This window comes from Bordetella tumbae (genome assembly GCF_054780995.1).
The window spans coordinates 1-17,776 of record NZ_BAAGVG010000002.1 but is presented as its reverse complement, the minus strand read 5'-3'; the positions used below and the strand labels follow the sequence as shown (position 1 = coordinate 17,776).

At 59.4% G+C, this 17,776-nt stretch carries 10 protein-coding genes; 6 read left to right on the top strand and 4 right to left on the bottom strand.

The features are described 5' to 3' along the window. Positions 1-146 precede the first annotated feature (146 nt). Entirely contained in the window at positions 147-1,061 is a 915-nt protein-coding gene (locus ACYVI2_RS00060; protein WP_415819413.1) for a LysR family transcriptional regulator, read from the bottom strand. Between the two features lie 195 nt (positions 1,062-1,256). On the opposite strand from ACYVI2_RS00060, the gene ACYVI2_RS00055 reads away from it, so the two are divergent. The 3 genes from ACYVI2_RS00055 to ACYVI2_RS00045 are packed head-to-tail and all read left to right on the top strand — an operon-like array spanning position 1,257 to position 3,486. Then, entirely contained in the window at positions 1,257-2,387 is a 1,131-nt protein-coding gene (locus tag ACYVI2_RS00055) for an MFS transporter (RefSeq protein WP_415819428.1), read from the top strand. A 23-nt stretch (positions 2,388-2,410) separates the two neighbouring features. Beyond that, complete coding sequence (locus ACYVI2_RS00050) at positions 2,411-2,959, top strand: cyclophilin-like fold protein (RefSeq protein WP_415819415.1); 549 nt, start codon at positions 2,411-2,413, stop codon at positions 2,957-2,959. A 38-nt stretch (positions 2,960-2,997) separates the two neighbouring features. After that, on the top strand, positions 2,998-3,486 hold the full coding sequence (locus ACYVI2_RS00045; RefSeq protein WP_415819417.1) for a hypothetical protein: 489 nt from the start codon (positions 2,998-3,000) through the stop codon (positions 3,484-3,486). 58 nt (positions 3,487-3,544) lie between these two features. Here ACYVI2_RS00045 and ACYVI2_RS00040 read toward each other — a convergent pair whose 3' ends face one another. The 3 genes from ACYVI2_RS00040 to ACYVI2_RS00030 form a co-directional block, all read right to left on the bottom strand. After that, complete coding sequence (locus ACYVI2_RS00040) at positions 3,545-4,450, bottom strand: LysR family transcriptional regulator (protein ID WP_415819418.1); 906 nt, start codon at positions 4,448-4,450, stop codon at positions 3,545-3,547. A 16-nt stretch (positions 4,451-4,466) separates the two neighbouring features. Continuing rightward, on the bottom strand, positions 4,467-5,360 hold the full coding sequence (locus tag ACYVI2_RS00035; RefSeq protein ID WP_415819419.1) for a LysR family transcriptional regulator: 894 nt from the start codon (positions 5,358-5,360) through the stop codon (positions 4,467-4,469). A 103-nt stretch (positions 5,361-5,463) separates the two neighbouring features. After that, positions 5,464-6,231 (bottom strand): glucose 1-dehydrogenase, encoded by a 768-nt coding sequence (locus ACYVI2_RS00030; RefSeq protein ID WP_415819420.1) that lies wholly within the window; start codon positions 6,229-6,231, stop codon positions 5,464-5,466. A 570-nt stretch (positions 6,232-6,801) separates the two neighbouring features. On the opposite strand from ACYVI2_RS00030, the gene ACYVI2_RS00025 reads away from it, so the two are divergent. The 3 genes from ACYVI2_RS00025 to ACYVI2_RS00015 form a co-directional block, all read left to right on the top strand. Further along, on the top strand, positions 6,802-7,704 hold the full coding sequence (locus tag ACYVI2_RS00025; protein WP_415819421.1) for a class I SAM-dependent methyltransferase: 903 nt from the start codon (positions 6,802-6,804) through the stop codon (positions 7,702-7,704). A gap of 153 nt (positions 7,705-7,857) precedes the next feature. Further along, positions 7,858-10,155: an ACP S-malonyltransferase gene (gene fabD / locus ACYVI2_RS00020; RefSeq protein ID WP_415819422.1), complete on the top strand. Its 2,298-nt coding sequence runs from the start codon at positions 7,858-7,860 to the stop codon at positions 10,153-10,155. Between the two features lie 316 nt (positions 10,156-10,471). Further along, a partial coding sequence (locus tag ACYVI2_RS00015) for an SDR family NAD(P)-dependent oxidoreductase (RefSeq protein ID WP_460490243.1) occupies positions 10,472-17,776 on the top strand: 7,305 nt, incomplete at its 3' end.

Below are 17,776 nucleotides of genomic sequence, written 5' to 3'. Positions count from 1 at the left end.
AACCATTCACGCCGTGTGGCGCACGCTTGCGCAATGATAATATTTTAATGCCGTTTATTGATATTGGTTCCATTTAATGAAACCAAATGGACTGTTCGTTGCATGACCGTGGTGTTAACGGGCGGCGCCTGCGTTAAACAAACTTACTAATGTCGTTTGGGATTGGACTGGCGCGTGACCCGCAGCGCATTGAGCACTAGCGAAAAGGCTGGCGAAGGCTGCCGGCGGCTGGGGTAGTACAGGTAATAGCCAGGAAATGGCGGGCACCAGTCCTCCAGCACGCGCACCAGCCGCCCCTCCTCGAGGTGGGGCGCGAACTCTTCTTCAGGCAGGGAAGCGATCCCCAGCCCCGCCAACGCGGCGTCCACCATGCTGGGTGAAGTGTTGAAGACGAGTTGACCTTCCACCCGTACGCTCAACGGCTGGCCGCGACGCTCGAAATCCCAGGTGTAAATGCCGCCAGCCGTCTGCATACGCATGTTGATGCAGTTGTGCTTGAGCAGATCGCGCGGTGTCTTGGGGATGGGGTGTGTCTCGAAGTATGCAGGCGATGCCGCGATCGCTGTGCGCAGGTGCGGCCCGATCGGGACTGCGATCATATCTTTATCGATGGTATCGCCCAATCGAACCCCTGCGTCGAAACGGTCGGCCACGATGTCCCGCAATCCGTAGTTGATGTCGAACTCGACTTTAATGTCGGGGTATTCGAGCAGCAAGGGTGTTAGTTTGGGCAGCAGTGTGCTCCGGAGGACATGTTCGCCGCAGGTGATGCGTACTGTACCGGCCGGCTTGTCCCGCATTTCGGTCAATTCGTCCAGTTCCGCACCGATCTCATCGAAACGGTGACCAATGGCATTGAGCAAGCGTTCGCCCGCGGCTGTGGGTGATACGCTGCGAGTGGTTCGGGTGAGAAGCCTGATGTCCAGCCGTGTCTCCAGGCCGCTGATAGCCTGACTGAGAGCCGATTGCGTGACGCCCAGCAGTGAGGCTGCGCGCGTGAAACTGCCTTCCCGCGCCACGGTCACGAAATACAAGAGATCGTTGAGATTGCGTTTGACCATGGCGAAAGTCTCTCATAAAGGATTAATTAGTATATCTAATAAGCCTTTTAAGTTTTCATTAGCTAGTCAAGCCGGTCTTCATGGTTCAACATTCCGGGCATGGAAAAGGTAAATACCGATACTTCTGCGGAGGGCGATCGTTCCCGGGTTAATCATGCGCCAGGGCAGCCAGCCTATTGGAGCGGCGTGTTCGCGATGTCGCTGTGCGTCTTCGCGTTGATTGCTTCCGAATTCATGCCGGTCAGCCTGCTGACGCCCATGGCGGCCGACCTGTACGTCACGGAAGGCATGGCCGGACAAGGCATTGCAATCTCCGGCGCGTTTGCGGTGTTGACCAGTCTGTCGATCCCTCTCATTGCAGGCAGCGTGAACCGCAAGACGCTATTGCTGGCGCTGACGGCGTTGATGGCGGTCTCTGGCGCCGTGGTAGCGCTGGCGCCAAGCTATCTGGTCTATATGGTCGGCCGAGCGCTGATCGGCGTAGTCATCGGCGGTTTCTGGTCCATGTCCGCCGCGACAGCGATGCGGCTGGTGCCCAGCAGCCAGGTGCCAAAGGCCCTGGCGATCTTTAACGGCGGTAACGCGCTGGCCACGGTGATTGCCGCGCCGCTGGGCAGTTATCTCGGCTCGGTCATGGGTTGGCGCGGCGCGTTTTTCTGTCTGGTTCCAGTGGCGGTGATCGCCCTGGTGTGGCAGTCGATCAGTTTGCCCGCCATGCGGGCCAAGGCGCACGCACCAGGCTCGGGAAACGTGTTCAAGGTGTTAGGGAGCCGTCCTGTCGCCTTGGGTATGGCCGCCTGCGGTGTGTTCTTCATGGGGCAGTTCGCGCTATTCACCTATGTGCGCCCATTCCTCGAAACGGTGACGCGCGTGAACGTGTCCACACTGTCGCTGATCTTGCTGGTGATTGGTGTCGCTGGTTTCATCGGCACTGCGTTGATTGGCACCTTTCTCAAACGCGGTTTGTATGGACCGCTGATCACTATTCCGGTACTGATGGCTGCTATTGCTGCGGCATTGATCCCTTTGGGAACCTCGGTCGCTGTTGTCTTTGTGCTGCTGGGTTTGTGGGGCCTGATGGCGACTTCCGCGCCAGTAGGTTGGTGGAGTTGGATCGCCGAAGCCATGCCGCGCAACGCCGAGGCTGGCGGCGGTTTGATGGTCGCGGTGATTCAGTTGGCCATCGCCTTGGGTTCAACCGTGGGAGGGGTGTTGTTCGATGCAGTGGGGTACCGAAGCACGTTCGCGATGAGTGCGATGATGCTGTTGATCGCTGCGTTTCTTACTTCCCTGACCTCACGTTCGCAAGCCTCACAAACGGTCTGAGCCCCATATCATAGGAGAATCTCATGATTGCGAGCCTCAGACCCGTTGCCCGCAGCCAACGCTATTTGGCCATGGGAAACTGTGGCGTGCGCGGGCGGCTGGCTCTGTACGGGCTCGGCTTGCTTTGTGGCCTGACCGTGTCAGGTGCATGCAACGCCGCCCAGCCGGAAGCTGCAAGCTCGCGCACTGCCGACACTGCGGCGGTGGCCGTTCAACAAAAGGAGTCTCGCATGTGGATGACTGTCGATGAGCATCGTTTCGCTATCACCCTCGCCGATACCGAAGCGGCCCGTGCCTTCGCCATGATGCTGCCGTTATCGATCGATATGGCCGATCTCAACAACAATGAGAAGCACGCGGACTTGAAGCAGGCTCTGCCCACGAATTCCAAGAGGCCCGGTACGATTCGCAATGGGGATCTCATGCTGTACGGATCGAGGACCTTGGTCGTTTTCTACCTGACTTTTAATACTCCGTATTCCTACACCCGTCTTGGTCGCGTGGACGATCCGGCTGGTCTGGCGCAGGCGCTGGGAGGAGGCAGCGTACGGATCGAGTTCTCCAAGAACTAATTCCAGGTTACAGAGCGAAAGTCGCTGGCTGGCAACGGTTGCATGAGGGTTTTGTGGCAGTGACGTATCATGCTGTCGCTGATAAGGAGAATATTTTGAAATTCACCGCGCTTGCCCGTGCCTCGATTGCCGCCTCTGCCTTGTTTTGCGGGGCGCAGTTGGCCTCAGCTTGTGAAATTCATGCCAAGGCCCCGTTTGTTGTCCATCAGGCGGTGAGCAATTATGGCGGCTGGCCTATATCCGAAAAGACTTGCGAGGCACTGAAAGCGCACGGCCTATCAATCAATATCTCTGGCGATGCCACAGTGATGCGTGACAGGGCCGTCGCCTGGGCAGTCGTTTCGGTGATCGACTCCAACACCAATATCACGTCTTCCGAGCAGACCTCCGCCACGCTGATTGACAGTGAGCAAGTCAGTCAAGCCTTGGCAGACAAGTTGCTGGTTGCCGCCATAGAGAGCGCGGCGCATGACTTTGATCTGGCCAAGGCCATCAAAGAGGTTGACGAATTCCGGAAGCGTTTTTGAGTTCTTAAGAGGTTGCCAGGCTTCTGCAGGCAATGACAGCGCTCGCCAAACCGGAACCTCAGTCCCTATGATGGCGGCGATAGCGCAACGTTTCTACGATCAACGACAGCGCGGGCGAGAGCTGCCGCTTGTTGGCGTAGAAGATGTGCAGGCCGGGGAACGTGGGGCACCAGTCCTTTAGAGCGGATAGCAGGCGTCCGCTTTCGATATGTGGTTGCGCCAGTTCTTCCGGCATGTACGCGAGGCCGAAACCAGCCAAGGCCGCGTCGAGCACGGGATAGATGCCATTGAAGGTCCACGGCCCATCCACCCGTACCTGCACATTGCGTTTGCCCTTTTTCAGTTCCCACGCATATACACCACCCCGCATCGAGAAACGCATGTTGATGCAGTCATGCTGGGTCAGGTCCGCCGGTACTCTGGGTAAAGCGCGTTTTTCGAAGTACGACGGAGCACCTACGATGGCCATGCGAATGTCCGGGGAGATTCGGACGGCGGTCATGTCCTTGGCGATCTGGTCGCCGAAGCGCACGCCCGCGTCATAGCGTTCGGCCACGATGTCGGTCAGGTTGGGATCGATGGCGATCTCAATCTTCAGGTCCGGGTACTTGGTTCGGAGTTTCGACAGTTTTGGCCACAGCACGGTATTGGCGGCAAAATCCGATGTCGTGATGCGGACCGTGCCCGCTGGCTTGTCGCGAAGCTCGCTGAAGGCGGCCAGTTCCTCCTGGATCGCGTCGAACCGGGAGGCGACGTTCTGGATCAGGCGCTCGCCAGCCTCTGTGGGAGCCACGCTGCGTGTGGTACGGGTCAGCAGCCGCAACCCCAGGCGCGATTCCAGGCCACGGATGGTATGGCTGAGGGCTGATTGCGATACGCCGAGCTGAACCGCTGCGCGCGTGAAACTGCGCTCGCGCGCCACGGTGAGGAATGCGTAGATGTCTCGGAGGTTTTCGCCTGACATGGAAGTCCCGGAATCTCTATGGTCTGTGGCGAAGCGCGTCAACCAGCAAGGTCATGGCCCGGGAGGGCTGCCGGCGATTCGGGTAGTACAGGTGAAAGCCGGCCCATGTGGGACACCAGTCCTCGAGGACTGAAATCAGATGGCCTTTGGTAACGAGAGGGCGAACCAGGTCTTCCGGCAGGTAGGCCAATCCGAAGCCTGCTTTCGCCGCGTCGAAAATATCGTATGCGTTGTTGAAGACCAGAGGACCCTCCACGCGGGCACTCAATGTCTTTTTGCCTTTGACGAACTCCCAGTCGTAAAGGCCGCCATAGGTCGTGGTGCGCAGGTTGATGCAGGCATGTTCCATGAGATCCTGCGGCGTCTTGGGGCGGCGGCGATCCGCGAAGTAGGACTTTGCACCGACGATCATGTTGCGGATATCGGGGCCGATCCGCACTGAGATCATGTCCTGTGCCAGCTCCTGGCCGAAGCGCACGCCTGCGTCATAGCCGTTTGCAACGATGTCCACACTGGCATATTCGTTGATCAGCTCGACCTTGATGTCCGGATACTTGGGGAGAAATTTCGCCAGTTTCGGCCAAATCGTGCTGCGGATCGCGTAGTCGATCGCAGAGATCCGAATGGTTCCCATGGGCTCGTCGCGCAATTCGCTTAGCGCTTGGATTCCCTCGTCGATGCCATCGAATTCGGGCGCGAGGCGGTCCAGCAGGCGCTGTCCCGCTTCGGTAGGGGAGACGCCGCGCGTACTACGCATGAGCAGGCGTACACCGAGTTTTTCCTCCAACTCGCGGATGGTATAGCTCAGTGCAGGTTGAGACACGCGGAGCTGGGCTGCCGCGCGTGTGAAGCTGCCAGCCCGTGCTACGGCGATGAAGGCGTGAAGGTCGCCAAAACTGTCTCGGGGCATTGATGAGTGAGTTCTATATGGCTACATGGATTGATGTCATGTATTTAATCTTAAAGGAATATTTTTCATGTTGTCGGTCTTCCGCTACTGGCCGCGTCGGGGATCAGTGGGCGGTAAAGCCACCATCGACCGGCAGGCCGACGCCGACCACGAAGCTCGCGCCGGGGCTGCACAGCCATAGCACGGCGGCCGCCACTTCATCGGCGCTGCCCAGTCGTCCGATGGATTGTTCCTGCAGGATGACTTTCATCGCGTCCGCCTGACCCTTGAGCATGTCCTGCACCATCGGGGTATCGATGGTGCCTGGGCAGATGGCGTTGACGCGGATGCCGCGGGGCGCGTACTCCACGCCCGCGCTTTTGGTCATGCCCAGCACGGCGTGTTTCGTGCCGTGATAAGCCGCACGCTGTGGCAAGCCGACCAGGCCGCCTAGCGAGGAGTTGTTGACGATCGCGCCCGAGCCTTGGGCGCGCATCACGCGCAGCTCGTGTTTCATGCTGGCCCACACGCCGAACTGATTGACTGCGACGACGCGCTGGAAATTTTCGATAGGCTCTTCGGCCGCGTCGCTCGGCGGCACCTGGATGCCTGCGTTGTTGAAGGCCATGTCGAGCCGGCCATATTCGGCGACTGCTCGATCCACTGCGGCTGCAACTTGTGATTCGTCGGTAACGTCGCAGGCCACGCCGATGGCGGTACCGCCTTCATCGACGATCTGTTGTGCTCCCCTGGCTGCCAACTGTCCGTCGAGATCGGCTAGCACTACGGAGGCTCCGCTTTGGGCGAAGGCTCGGGCCGCGGCAAGGCCCATCCCCATCGCAGCGCCGGTGACAAAAGCGACTTGCCCTTTGAAGTTATAAATCAGATTCATAGGAGACCTTTTCATTGTTGAGAACGAGGTTCACGGTGCCGGCGCAAGACGTACTTGCATCAAGGCTGCAGAAGGCCTCAAGCGCGGGTCGTTGGCGACAGCAGTGAAGTTGACTGGATCAAAGTCAACATGTTGGTCAATTTCAGTCCCGTTGAGTAGCTAATGAATAGTGCAAGCCGATATAAATAAAACTCATCAATGTCGGGCCTCAGACTGTATGAGTACCGATGGCATCAGCTGAAATCTCGCGATGGGCCAATGCCTTCGCGCGGGAGGAGTATGACTAAATGAAACCCTACACCTAGCATGGTTGTATTGCGTGAATGCGTCTGGCAATCGCCACCAATGAAAAAGATTACCAAGCATGTCGCTGCTCTCGGCTTATCCATCAGTCGCGAACAGGCGGTGCATTTATGACTTGACGACGTTTTTTCGCAATAATTTATCATTCATGTCAAAAAATCATGTATAGCTAGCTTATACTAATCGTTGGATAATCTAAGCTATTGGTTATCCAAGTAGCATCAATTCTATTGATGGCTTCATGTAACTTTCCGGGGGAGCTAATCCTTGCAGCCAGGAACTCGAAGCTTTACTGCCGATCTCGCCGCCATGATGCGCGCAGCGCATGTCGTGATGGACGATGAACCAAAGATACTTGACGATAAGTTTGCTCTGAAGTTGTGCGGCCTGCCGGATTCGGCGACGTTTCACACTGTCATGGCCGGAATGGAGCAGAATCTTTCTTCGAAATTTCCAGACCTGCCTGTCAAGACAATCCTGGAAGCGGTTCGATCAGGAATCATCGTGCGAAGCAGGATAGCCGAGCAGAGGCTGATCGAGGCAATCGAACGAGGCATATCCCAATACGTCATCTTGGGCGCTGGCCTGGACTCTTCTGCGTATCGTCTCGCCGAGGTTGCAAATAAATTGCATGTGTTTGAGGTCGACTTTCCTGCGACGCAGCAGTGGAAGCTCGCACGGCTCAAGGAAGTCGATCCGCAGCTTTTAGAGTTGGCGACGTTTGTGTCGGTTGATTTCGAAAAGGAATCGCTTTTCGAACGGCTGACGCAACATGGATTCGATCCAGCGAAGCCGACATTTTTCTCATGGTTGGGCGTGGTCTGGTATCTCAGCGACGACGCCATATTCACAACGCTTGAAAATATAGCGTCGCTGGAGTGTGACAGCGAGGTGGTATTCGAGTACCCCATTACGACGGAGCTTGTCTATCCCGTCGATCGTCAAGTGATGGAGATGTTGACGCAGACGGGGGCGGAAAGAGGCGAGCCGTTCAGGGCGGGCTTTGATCCTGCGGATTTGACGCGTCGTGTCAAGGAACTGGGGTTCGACACTGTAGAGGACCTCCCTCCGGCGCGCATGCAGGAACTCTATTTTCAGAATCGTGCGGACAAGCTTCGGATGCCGGGCATCGGCCATTTCATGAGCGCTCGCCGTACTGCTGCTCGATAGTATTCAAGAAGATCATCGAGATTTGACGTGGTATTGCTTTTATGCGCCACGTCATGTGATTTTGTTGTGAGCAATGTAAAGATAGTGTTGTGACGATGTAAGCAAGAAACTTGATGGCATGCATGGATTCTTAGGCAGCAAATAGGATGCGTGATGAGAGTATTGCTTTTTCAAGGGCAGGGTGCGCAGTTCAAGGGGATGGGGAAGGATCTTTGGGCAGCTTATCCTCGCTTGACGGATGCTGCCTCAGAGATTCTCGGATATTCCATCGTAGAACTCTGCCTGAGAGACCCGTATAACCAGCTGCGCCTTACGCCTTACACACAGCCGGCGCTCTACGTGGTCAATGCATTGTCTTACTATCAATGGCAGGAAGAAGGCGGTACTGCGGACGCACTGGCTGGCCATAGTTTGGGTGAATACTCGGCACTGCTGGCAGCTGGCTGCTTCGATTTCGAGACGGGGCTGCGCCTTGTTCAAAAACGCGGTGAGCTCATGGGCAAAGCTGGCGGAGGAACAATGGCCGCCGTGCTGGGAATGCGGGCCGAGGCGTTGCAGGCCTTGCTGCATGAAAATGCGCTGGACCAGGTGGATCTGGCTAACTTCAATTCGCCGACCCAGCTGGTGATCGCGGGAGAGGCGGCCGCGATTCAGTCTGCGGCGGCACTCGTTACCGCGCGCGGCGCAAGGTGCGTCCCGCTGAATGTCAGTGCGCCGTTTCACTCGCGTTTCATGCGGCCGGCGCAGGAAGCCTTTGCGGCCTTCCTGCAGGACTTTGCGCTGACCGATCCGAAGATACCCGTCATCGCCAATACGACCGCACGGCCCTATGAACTCGGCCAGGTCGCGACGTTGCTGGCCAAGCAGATCGCTAGCCCTGTGCTGTGGACCGAGAGTATTCGATATTTAATGGGGCTGGGTGAGTTCACCTATCATGAAGTCGGCAGCGATCCAGCTCGAATAGGTGGCACGGTGCTCGGCAAATTGGTCGATGAAATTCGTCTCACTGAAACACCGCTGTGCGAGGTCAAGACCGCGCAGGCGCCAGCCGCTGCAACTACCGCCGTAGCGACCGAAGATGTATCGCCGCGAGCGGATGATTTCGCCGAGTCGCTCGGCAGTGCGGCGTTCCGGCGACGCCATGGCTTGAAATACGCTTATGTAGCCGGAGCGATGTACCGGGGCACCAGCTCTGTGGCGTTGGTGGTGCGCATGGGGCAGGCCGGCATGATTGGATATTTGGGCGCGGGTGGATTGAGTCTGGTAGAGATTGAGTCGGCGATCCAGGCAATACAGTCGCAGTTGCAACCACACGAGCCCTACGGCTTGAACCTGCTGGCGGCCCATGATGATCCGGCCTTTGAGCGAGCCACGGTCGAGTTATATCTGCGGTATGGCGTGACGCGCATCGAAGCCGCGGCATTCATGCAAATGACTCCGGCGCTCGTGCTGTTTCGCCTCAGGGGCATGTACCGGGATGTCGACGGCAAGGTGCGGTGCAAGCATCATGTGCTGGCAAAAGTCTCGCGGCTGGAGGTGGCCGAGGCGTTCATGAGTCCTCCCCCTGTTCACCTCGTCGACGCGCTGTTGAAAGAGAACGCGATCACCCCTGAACAGGCGAAGCTGGCCGCCGAGCTTCCCATGAGCCACGATATTTGCGCCGAGGCCGATTCCGGCGGTCATACTGATGGCCACATCCCAACCATTTTATTGCCCGCGATGCGGCAATTGGGACGGACGCTGAGCGAGCGGTATGCGTACGACGAACCGTTGTGCGTGGGGCTGGGCGGAGGCATCGGCACGCCTGCTTCGGCGGCCGCGGCCTTTGCCATGGGCGCGGATTTTATTCTGACTGGTTCCATCAACCAATGTACTGTGGAATCGGGGGCTACCGACACAGTGAAGACCCTGTTGCAGGGGGCGGGCATTCACGACATGGCTTATGCCCCCGCCGGGGATATGTTCGAACTGGGCGGGCGGGTGCAAGTACTCAAAAAAGGGCTCCTGTTCCCGATGCGAGCCAACAAGCTGCATGCGCTCTACACGCATTATGAATGCTTGGAAGACATTCCTGTAGCGATACGCACGCAATTGGAGCGCCGATATTTCAAGCGCAGTCTGGCCGAGGTATGGGAGGAGGCGCTGCAGCATATGCGAGCAAACGGACGTCTGAACGACATCACGCAGGCGCAGGCTAATCCGAAGATTCGCATGGCGCGGGTGTTTCGATGGTATTTCGCCTACGCGACGCGCCTGGCGTTTGGTGGCTCGCCGGAGGATCTGGTTAATTATCAGGTCCAGTGCGGCCCGGCCCTCGGTGCGTTCAATCAATGGGTCAAAGGCACGGAGTTCGAAGCCTGGCCGCAGCGGGATGTCGGGACCATCGGAATCACCTTGATGCAGGCGACAGCGCAATATCTGCGTGACGGCATACTCGGCATGCAGAGCTGAGCCATGCTGTTCTTTTATCCGTGTCAGGCTCCTGGAAGCCCGCTGTTTTTTGCGGGCGAACATTCGCAACTAGTGAATCAATACGATTCGACACTCTGGGAGCCCGACTGAAGCATCTGCTGCTGGATCAGAGTATTCCCCTGATCAATGGATTCGATCCTGCCTGCTTTGCACGGCAGGGCGAAGCACTTGAATGCATGACCGCTGCGTGGAAGATAAAGCGTTAATTCTGTGCACGGATTGGTTTTACTCAGAGTCGTTGGTGCTTATCTGAGTTTATCTACTGAACTCAATTGGTCTGTATAAGGAAACCCTCGTGCTTGACGTGATCAATAGCCTTGCTGATGGATATGTCGCTGTCCCGGTCATCGAAGCATGTCGCAGGCACGATGTGTTCTCGCTGTTAGCCAATCGTTCTGCTTTGAGTGCAGAACAATTGGTCGCCGAAACGGGGGCAAACAGTGGTCATCTGAGGGTCGCTTTGCGGCTGCTGGTGGAATTGGGATGGCTCGAACAGATATCGGCGGATGAATATGCGCTGGCGCCAGCAGCCCATGCGGTTGCGCAGGTGCCGGCAAATACGGACGAGCTGATCGATCTGAAGATCCCGGACGTCCTGCGCGAATCGACTGGCGCGAAACTGAAGAACTGGCTGGATGTCTCCATTGCAGGATGGAATGGGGCCGGACGACAGCTTGCCGGAATGCTTGATGGCGCTTTGCTGTCGCCGTTGTTGGTCGAGATCCATCGTTTGGGTGGCGTCCCAGTGCTGGAGGGCGCGGCCCGGCCCGACGCGGTGTCTACCGCGTGCCTGGCCGTATTGCATCACTATTTCGAGCAGCGTCGGTGGGGCAGTGTCCAAGGCACCCGGTTCGCGCTCAATGGAGCTGGTCGCTATCTCGTCGAAAGTGGTGGGGCGCTCGGTACGGTGGTCTCCTATCGGCCGATGATGTGCGGCCTGGATGCGGTCTTGTTCGGCAAGGTCGACGATGTCTTCCGCCGCGATGAACAGGGGCATGAACTGCATGTCGAGCGCCAGCTCAACGTGACCGGCAGCGGCTCTCAACACAAGATTTATTTTGAGGCGCTCGGCGAGTTGATCGCACAGGTATTCGATAGCGAGCCGGTCGCGGCACAACCTCGCTATATCGCTGATATGGGGTGCGGCGACGGTTCGCTGTTGCGCCACGTTTACGAAGCTGTCCAAAGCCAGACCCGACGCGGCCAAGTACTGGACCGTTATCCGTTGCAACTGATCGGCGCGGACTTTAACGAGCGGGCGCTGGAGGCAACTTCGCGAACCCTGGCCGGCTTGCCGCATCTGCTGGTGGCCGGCGATATCGGCGATCCGGAAGGTTTGATCAGGGACTTGGAGGCGCGTGGCATCACCGATCCGGAAAACATCTTGCATATTCGGTCTTTCCTGGATCATGACCGGCCTGCGCAGTCGCCGCAAGACGACGTGGCGGTTGCCAGAAAACGCAGCCTGCCGCTGACGGGGGTGTATGTTGGCCGTGATGGCGAACAGATCGAACCCGCGATCGCCCTGCAGAGCTTGGTAGAGCATCTGGGACGATGGCGTGATGCTGTGTCGAAGTACGGCTTGGCCATGCTAGAGGTGCATTGCCTGAAACCGGCAACGGTGCGGACGCTGCGGGATCGGACCGGCGCATTGCACTTCGACGCTTACCATGCCTTTTCGGGCCAGCAGCTGTTCGAGGCGCCGATGTTTTTGATGGCGGCTGCGGAAGCAGGGCTTTTCCCTGACCGTGCTTCGTTCCGACATTTTCCGCCGGCAGCACCGTTTACTCGTATCACCTTGAACAGGCTGGTCGCACGGCGCTACCGGATGCGGCATCCATCCGAGGAGGATGTAAAGCAGCTGCGAGCACTGGATATAGCGTGTTGGCCGGAAAATCTAGCGGCACCTGAAGCAGAACTACGTCGCCGCGTCATTGAGTTTCCGCTCGGGCAAATGGTGGTGGAGCAAGACGGTCGGATGATTGGCGCGCTCTATTCTCAACGGATAGATAGTGTTGAGCAGCTGCTGCATACGCCTTACGCGAGGTTCGGCAGTATCCACAATCCGGAAGGCGCAGTTGGACATTTGCTCGGACTTTGCGTTGCACCCGATATGCAGGGTACGGGCCTGGCAGATGACATTCTCGAGTTCGCATTCGCCTACTTTTCTACGTGCGAAGGTTTTGAAAAACTCGTCGGTGTCAGCCGGTGCCAAAACTACGCGCGAGTGGGCACGGTTTCGTTGGAGCAATACATCCGGCAGCGGGATCAAGCCGGCCGCCTGATCGAGCCGGTGCTGAGTTTCCATGAAGCGCACGGTGCAAAAATCCGTCAGGTCGTATCACGGTTTCGCCCAGAAGACACGGCGAATGAAGGATCGGGTGTTCTGATCGAATATCCGAATGTTCGCAATGCCGCAGTGCAAGCGCCGGAAAAACTCAATGCGCCCGTGATGCCGCCGGCCGGGATAATGGTCAGGCGCCAAGTGCGGGAGACGATTGAGCAGGTGTTGGGGGCGACCCGGGTGGGAGCTTACCAGGACGATGCACCGTGGATGGCGATGGGGCTGACGTCGCTCGATTTGTTGGACCTGCGGCATCGGCTCAATGAACGGTTCGGGCGTGAGTTCGATTCGGCCATTTTCTTTCAATACGGCACGCCCGCGTCGATCACGGCACATCTCGACACGCAGCCTGAACTTGTCCAGGGTATGCCGGCAACGGTGCAGGCCTCGCCGGAGCCCGTCTCTGGCTTGGGACGTGATCCGGTCAAGCATTTTCCGACGAACAAGGGCGCAGACGCGTTGGTAAAACGCCAGGTCCGCGAATTGATTGAGCACGTGCTGGGAGCCTCTCGGTCTGGCGCTTACCAGGACGAGGCGCCATGGATGGCCATGGGGTTGACGTCGCTCGACCTGCTGGATCTGCGGCATCGGCTCAATGAGAGGTTCGGGCTAGAGTTCGATTCAACCATTTTCTTTCAATACGGTACCCCTGCCTCGATCATCGAGCATTTGGCGCCGCAAGTCAGCTTGGAAAATGAGGACGTCTTCCCTGACGATGAGTCGTCTGGCGGACCGATCGCCAATTCAACTGGATCCAGTGAAGAAGGCGAGCGTCGATGCGCACAAGGGGATCAACGGATTGCCATCATCGGATTGAGCTGCAGGTTCCCAGGCGCGGCAAATACTCCTGAACAGTTCTGGGAACTGCTGAAGGGCGAGGTGGATGCTGTTCAAGGGCGTCCAGGTTCTGGTATCGATCGGCCGCGTGCGCCGAGAGATCCGTTGGCCGAACGTGTGGGCAAGTCCGGTGGATTTCTCACCGATATTGATCGGTTCGATGCGTCGTTCTTCAGAGTTTCTCCGAGAGAAGCGGAACTGATGGACCCGCAGCAGCGCTTTCTGTTAGAAGCGGTGTGGGCAGCATTGGAGGAAGCAGGCCTCTCTGCGGCAGGGATGGCAGGTTCAGATACCGGCGTGTTTGTCGGCGTGATGGGCCATGATTACGAACTGCTGCTGCGCCAGCAGGCGGGCGACCATGATCGGGATCCGCATTTCGCCACGGGCAATGCCGCCGCGATCACGGCAGGTCGCATTGCCTACTATTTCGATTGGCACGGGCCCACGCTGTCCGTGGATACCGCTTGCAGCTCCTCGTTGGTAGCTACGCATCTGGCTTGCGAAAGTCTGCGCGCGGGAGAATGCGCCGTCGCCGTTGCCGGTGGTGTGAACCTTTTACTGAACGCCGAGACTTTTGCTGCGTTTGGCAATGCCGGGATGTTGTCAGCGGACGGCCGTTGCAAGACGTTCGACGCTGGCGCGAATGGCTATGTCCGAGGCGAAGGCTGCGGCGTGCTGGTGTTAAAACGCTTGGCAGATGCCGAGCGGGATGGTGATCCGATATGGGCGATCATTCGTGGCAGCGCGATCAATCAGGACGGCGCCAGTGCCGGTCTGACCGCGCCGAATCAGAAGGCGCAGCAGGCGGTCATTGAGGCGGCTCTCAAGCGAAGCGGGGTGGCGCCGCACCAGGTTAATTATCTCGAAGCGCATGGGACGGGAACGTCGCTGGGCGACCCGATCGAGGTGCATGCCGCGGCGGCGGCCTTGGGAATTGGGCGTGATGAAAGCCGGCCGCTGCTGCTGGGTTCCGTCAAGACGAATATTGGACATCTGGAAACGGCGGCGGGCGTTGCGGGACTGATCAAAGTTATCCTGTCGATGCGACATGGTTTGATCCCGAGGCATTTGCATTTCAGTACGCCCAATCCGCATGTCGCTTGGGATCGCCTGCCGGTCAAGGTCGTAGCCAAGGCGCAGCCTTGGCCGGCCGGCAAGATGATTGCTGGCGTGAGCAGCTTTGGTTTCAGTGGGACGAACGCTCACGTCGTGCTCGAGGGCTATGACAGACGCGGTTCTGCGCGCGCCGAGGTGCTGGCGGGGCAGCCGGTGCTGGTGGTGCTCTCGGCGCGGGATGAAGAGCGCCTGCGCGCGCATGTGAAACAACTCCAGGCGTATGTGCAGACCCATGAGGTCAACTTGGTTGATCTTGCCTACACGCTGCAGATAGGGCGCGATGCGATGGAGCATCGTTTGGCGCTGACGGCCGGCTCGATTGAGGATCTCGCAAACAAGTTGGCACAGTTTCTGGCGGGAAATAGGGAGCTCAAGGGGAGTTGGCAAGGAGCGGCGAAGCGTGACCGTGGGACGCTGAGCGTATTAGCTCTTGTTGCAAAGGAGTTGAACGAAGCAGTCGACAAATGGGTAGCTCGCGGCGAGCTTGAAACGCTCGGTGAGCTGTGGGTGCAAGGCCTGGCGGTGGATTGGTCGGCGCTGTACGGCGCGTCGCGGCCCTCTCGGGTGAGCTTGCCGACGTATCCGTTCGCGAAGGAGCGCTATTGGGTGCCAGAGAGCGGGTCAACAGCACGGACTGCGCAGATCGCTGGCGCATTGGCCGTCTCGGGGCGCGAGGCGGTGTTGCACCCGTTGGTGCATCGTAATACGTCGGATTTGAGCGAACAGCGCTACAGCACATGGCTGACGGGCGAGGAATTTGTCTTGCGCGATCACATCGTGCTGGGTCAGCGAGTGGTGCCGGGCGTAGCACAGTTGGAGTGGGCGCGAGCCGCGGTGAGCTTGGCATTGGGCGGCGCGGCGGCGATTCGCCTGGAGCAGGTGAGCTGGGTGCGGCGCCTGGCGGTTGCCGAGCCGCTGGAGGTGCACATTGGCTTGGAAGTAGAGGACGACGGGCGGATCAGCTACGAGATTTATAGCGGCGAAGGTGAAGAGGCGCAGGTGTACAGCCAAGGCTGGGCGGTGGTCTCAGCGCTCGGTGAAGCGCCGACCGTTGATCTGGCGGGGTTGCGGGCACAGTGTGGGCGTACGCTTAGCAGCGGGGATTGTTATGCGCGGTTTGCCGCGATGGGCTTGCACCAGGGACCGAGCTTCCAATCGTTGACGCAACTGCAGATAGGCGAGAACTTGGCTGTCGGGTCGTTGCAGTGGCCGGCACCTGCGCCGGCCGATGACGATCCCGCTTATGGCTTGCCACCCAGCTTGTTGGACGGCGCGTTGCAAGCATGTTTGTTGGGCCTGATGCCGGAGGACTCAGGGCCGACGGTGCCGTTTGCGGTGCAGTCGGTGGAGCAGTGGTCGCCGGTGCCGGTGCCCGCGTATGCCGTGGTGCGGCCAGCGGCAGGCGACAGCGCAGCGGTGCGTAAGCTGCAGGTGGAGATTGTCGATCCGCAGGGGCGCGTGGCGGTGCGGTTGAGCGGATTCAGCAGCCGCGCGGTGGAGCGTCTGGCGCCGCCGCAGACGGTGCTGTTGATGCCGCAGTGGACCGCTCGGTCGCTGTTGGCTCAGGCACCGGAACCGGATCGAGGGTCGGCCTACGCGCAGCATTGGGTGCTCTGGTGCGAGGAGGTGGTGGGCGCTGGGTTCGACTCGTCGCTCGAGGCGGCACTGGCGCCGGCCCAATGCGTCAGGTTGAGTAGGATCGACAACGGAGCCGGCACCGACACGCTGGTGCAGCGTTACGGTGCCTATGCGAGGCAGGTGCTGGCTCAGCTCAAGCGAATCGTGTCGGCAGCGTCGGCGCAGCCAACGTTGGTGCAGCTGGTGGTGCCGGGACGCGGCGAAGATGCGGTGCTGCAAGGCTTGGGCGGCATGTTGCGCAGTGCGGTGCAAGAGTATCCGATGTTGACCACGCAAGTGGTGGTGACCGACACGATAGCGGACCTCGCCGCGCGGCTACGCGCGGAAGCGGCGCAACCGGTGGCGGTGGTGCGTCACGGGGCGGCGGGTCGCGACGTGCTGGAGTGGGTGGAGACGTCGCCTGCCGACGGTTCGTTATCGTTACCCTGGCGCGACGGCGGCGTGTACTGGATCACTGGCGGGATGGGAGGTCTGGGCAGGGTGTTCGCGCAGGCGATCGCGCAGCAGGTGCGCGAGCCGGTGTTGGTGCTCACCGGCCGCCGCGCGCTGGAGCCCACGCAGGAGGCCTGGTTGCAGGATCTGCGCGCACGAGGCGCTCGGGCGGAATACCGATCGGTGGCCGTTGATGATGAGGCGGCGATGGCGGCGCTGTCGCGGTCGATCGTGGTAGAGCACGGTCAGTTAAATGGGGTGATCCACACGGCGGGAGTGTTGCGCGATAGTCTGCTGGCGAACAAGACCGAGGCGGATCTGGGCACGGTGTTGCAGCCGAAGGTAGCTGGTGTGGTGGCGTTGGACGAGGCGACGCGAGAGTTGGCACTGGACTGGCTGGTGCTGTGTTCGTCGGTGGCGAGCGTCTGGGGCAATGTGGGGCAAGTCGATTATGCGGCGGGCAACGGATTCCTGGATGCGTATGCAGCGTACCGCCAGGGGCTGGTGGCTCAGGGACTGCGTCGGGGGCAGACGATCTCGGTGAGTTGGCCGCTGTGGGCCTCGGGAGGCATGCAGGTCGATGCAGCGGGTCAGGAGCGGATGCGGCGGTTGACGGGGATGGGGCCCTTGCCTGATGAGGCGGGGATCGCGGCGTTCGCGCAGGGAGTGTCCGTCGCGTCGCATATCTCGCACGTGCTGGTGCTGCACGGGGATCGGAAGCGTCTGCTGACTAGTGTGCGCGCGGCCTATGAGAAGACATCGTCGACGCAGACGAAGGCAGTCCCGGTGCAGGAGCAGACCGTGTCAGTGCAGGCGGGGAGTGCCGGGGAAGCACGTGCGAGCGTGGGGACGATGCCTTCAGGCGAGGCCTTCGCGGGGCAGTTGGAGCGGGCGCTGACGGGCTTGATGGCGACGCACTTGAAGATGCCGCGCGAACGCTTGGAGCGAGAGGCGTCGCTGAGCGAGTTCGGTTTCGATTCGATCACGCTGACCTCATTTGGCAATGTGTTGAACCAGCGGTATGGGTTGACGCTGAGCCCAACGGTATTCTTTGAAGCGCCGACGATTGCGGCGTTGACAGCCTATCTGGTGCGTGAGCATGGTGATGTGCTGGCGCCGGCGTTTGTGACAACGTCTCAAGTTGCAAAGCTGGAGCGATCGACCGAGGACATCGAACCGATCACCTCACTCGCATCGGTTGGCCGGCGGCTAGGCCGCCGGCCGCTTGCGGTG

Coding starts and splice junctions, on each gene's coding strand:
- ACYVI2_RS00060 (WP_415819413.1), bottom strand. CDS start 1,061: ATGGTCAAACGCAATCTCAACGATCTCTTGTATTTCGTGACCGTGGCG.
- ACYVI2_RS00055 (WP_415819428.1), top strand. CDS start 1,257: ATGTCGCTGTGCGTCTTCGCGTTGATTGCTTCCGAATTCATGCCGGTC.
- ACYVI2_RS00040 (WP_415819418.1), bottom strand. CDS start 4,450: ATGTCAGGCGAAAACCTCCGAGACATCTACGCATTCCTCACCGTGGCG.
- ACYVI2_RS00030 (WP_415819420.1), bottom strand. CDS start 6,231: ATGAATCTGATTTATAACTTCAAAGGGCAAGTCGCTTTTGTCACCGGC.
- fabD (WP_415819422.1), top strand. CDS start 7,858: ATGAGAGTATTGCTTTTTCAAGGGCAGGGTGCGCAGTTCAAGGGGATG.
- ACYVI2_RS00050 (WP_415819415.1), top strand. CDS start 2,411: ATGATTGCGAGCCTCAGACCCGTTGCCCGCAGCCAACGCTATTTGGCC.
- ACYVI2_RS00035 (WP_415819419.1), bottom strand. CDS start 5,360: ATGCCCCGAGACAGTTTTGGCGACCTTCACGCCTTCATCGCCGTAGCA.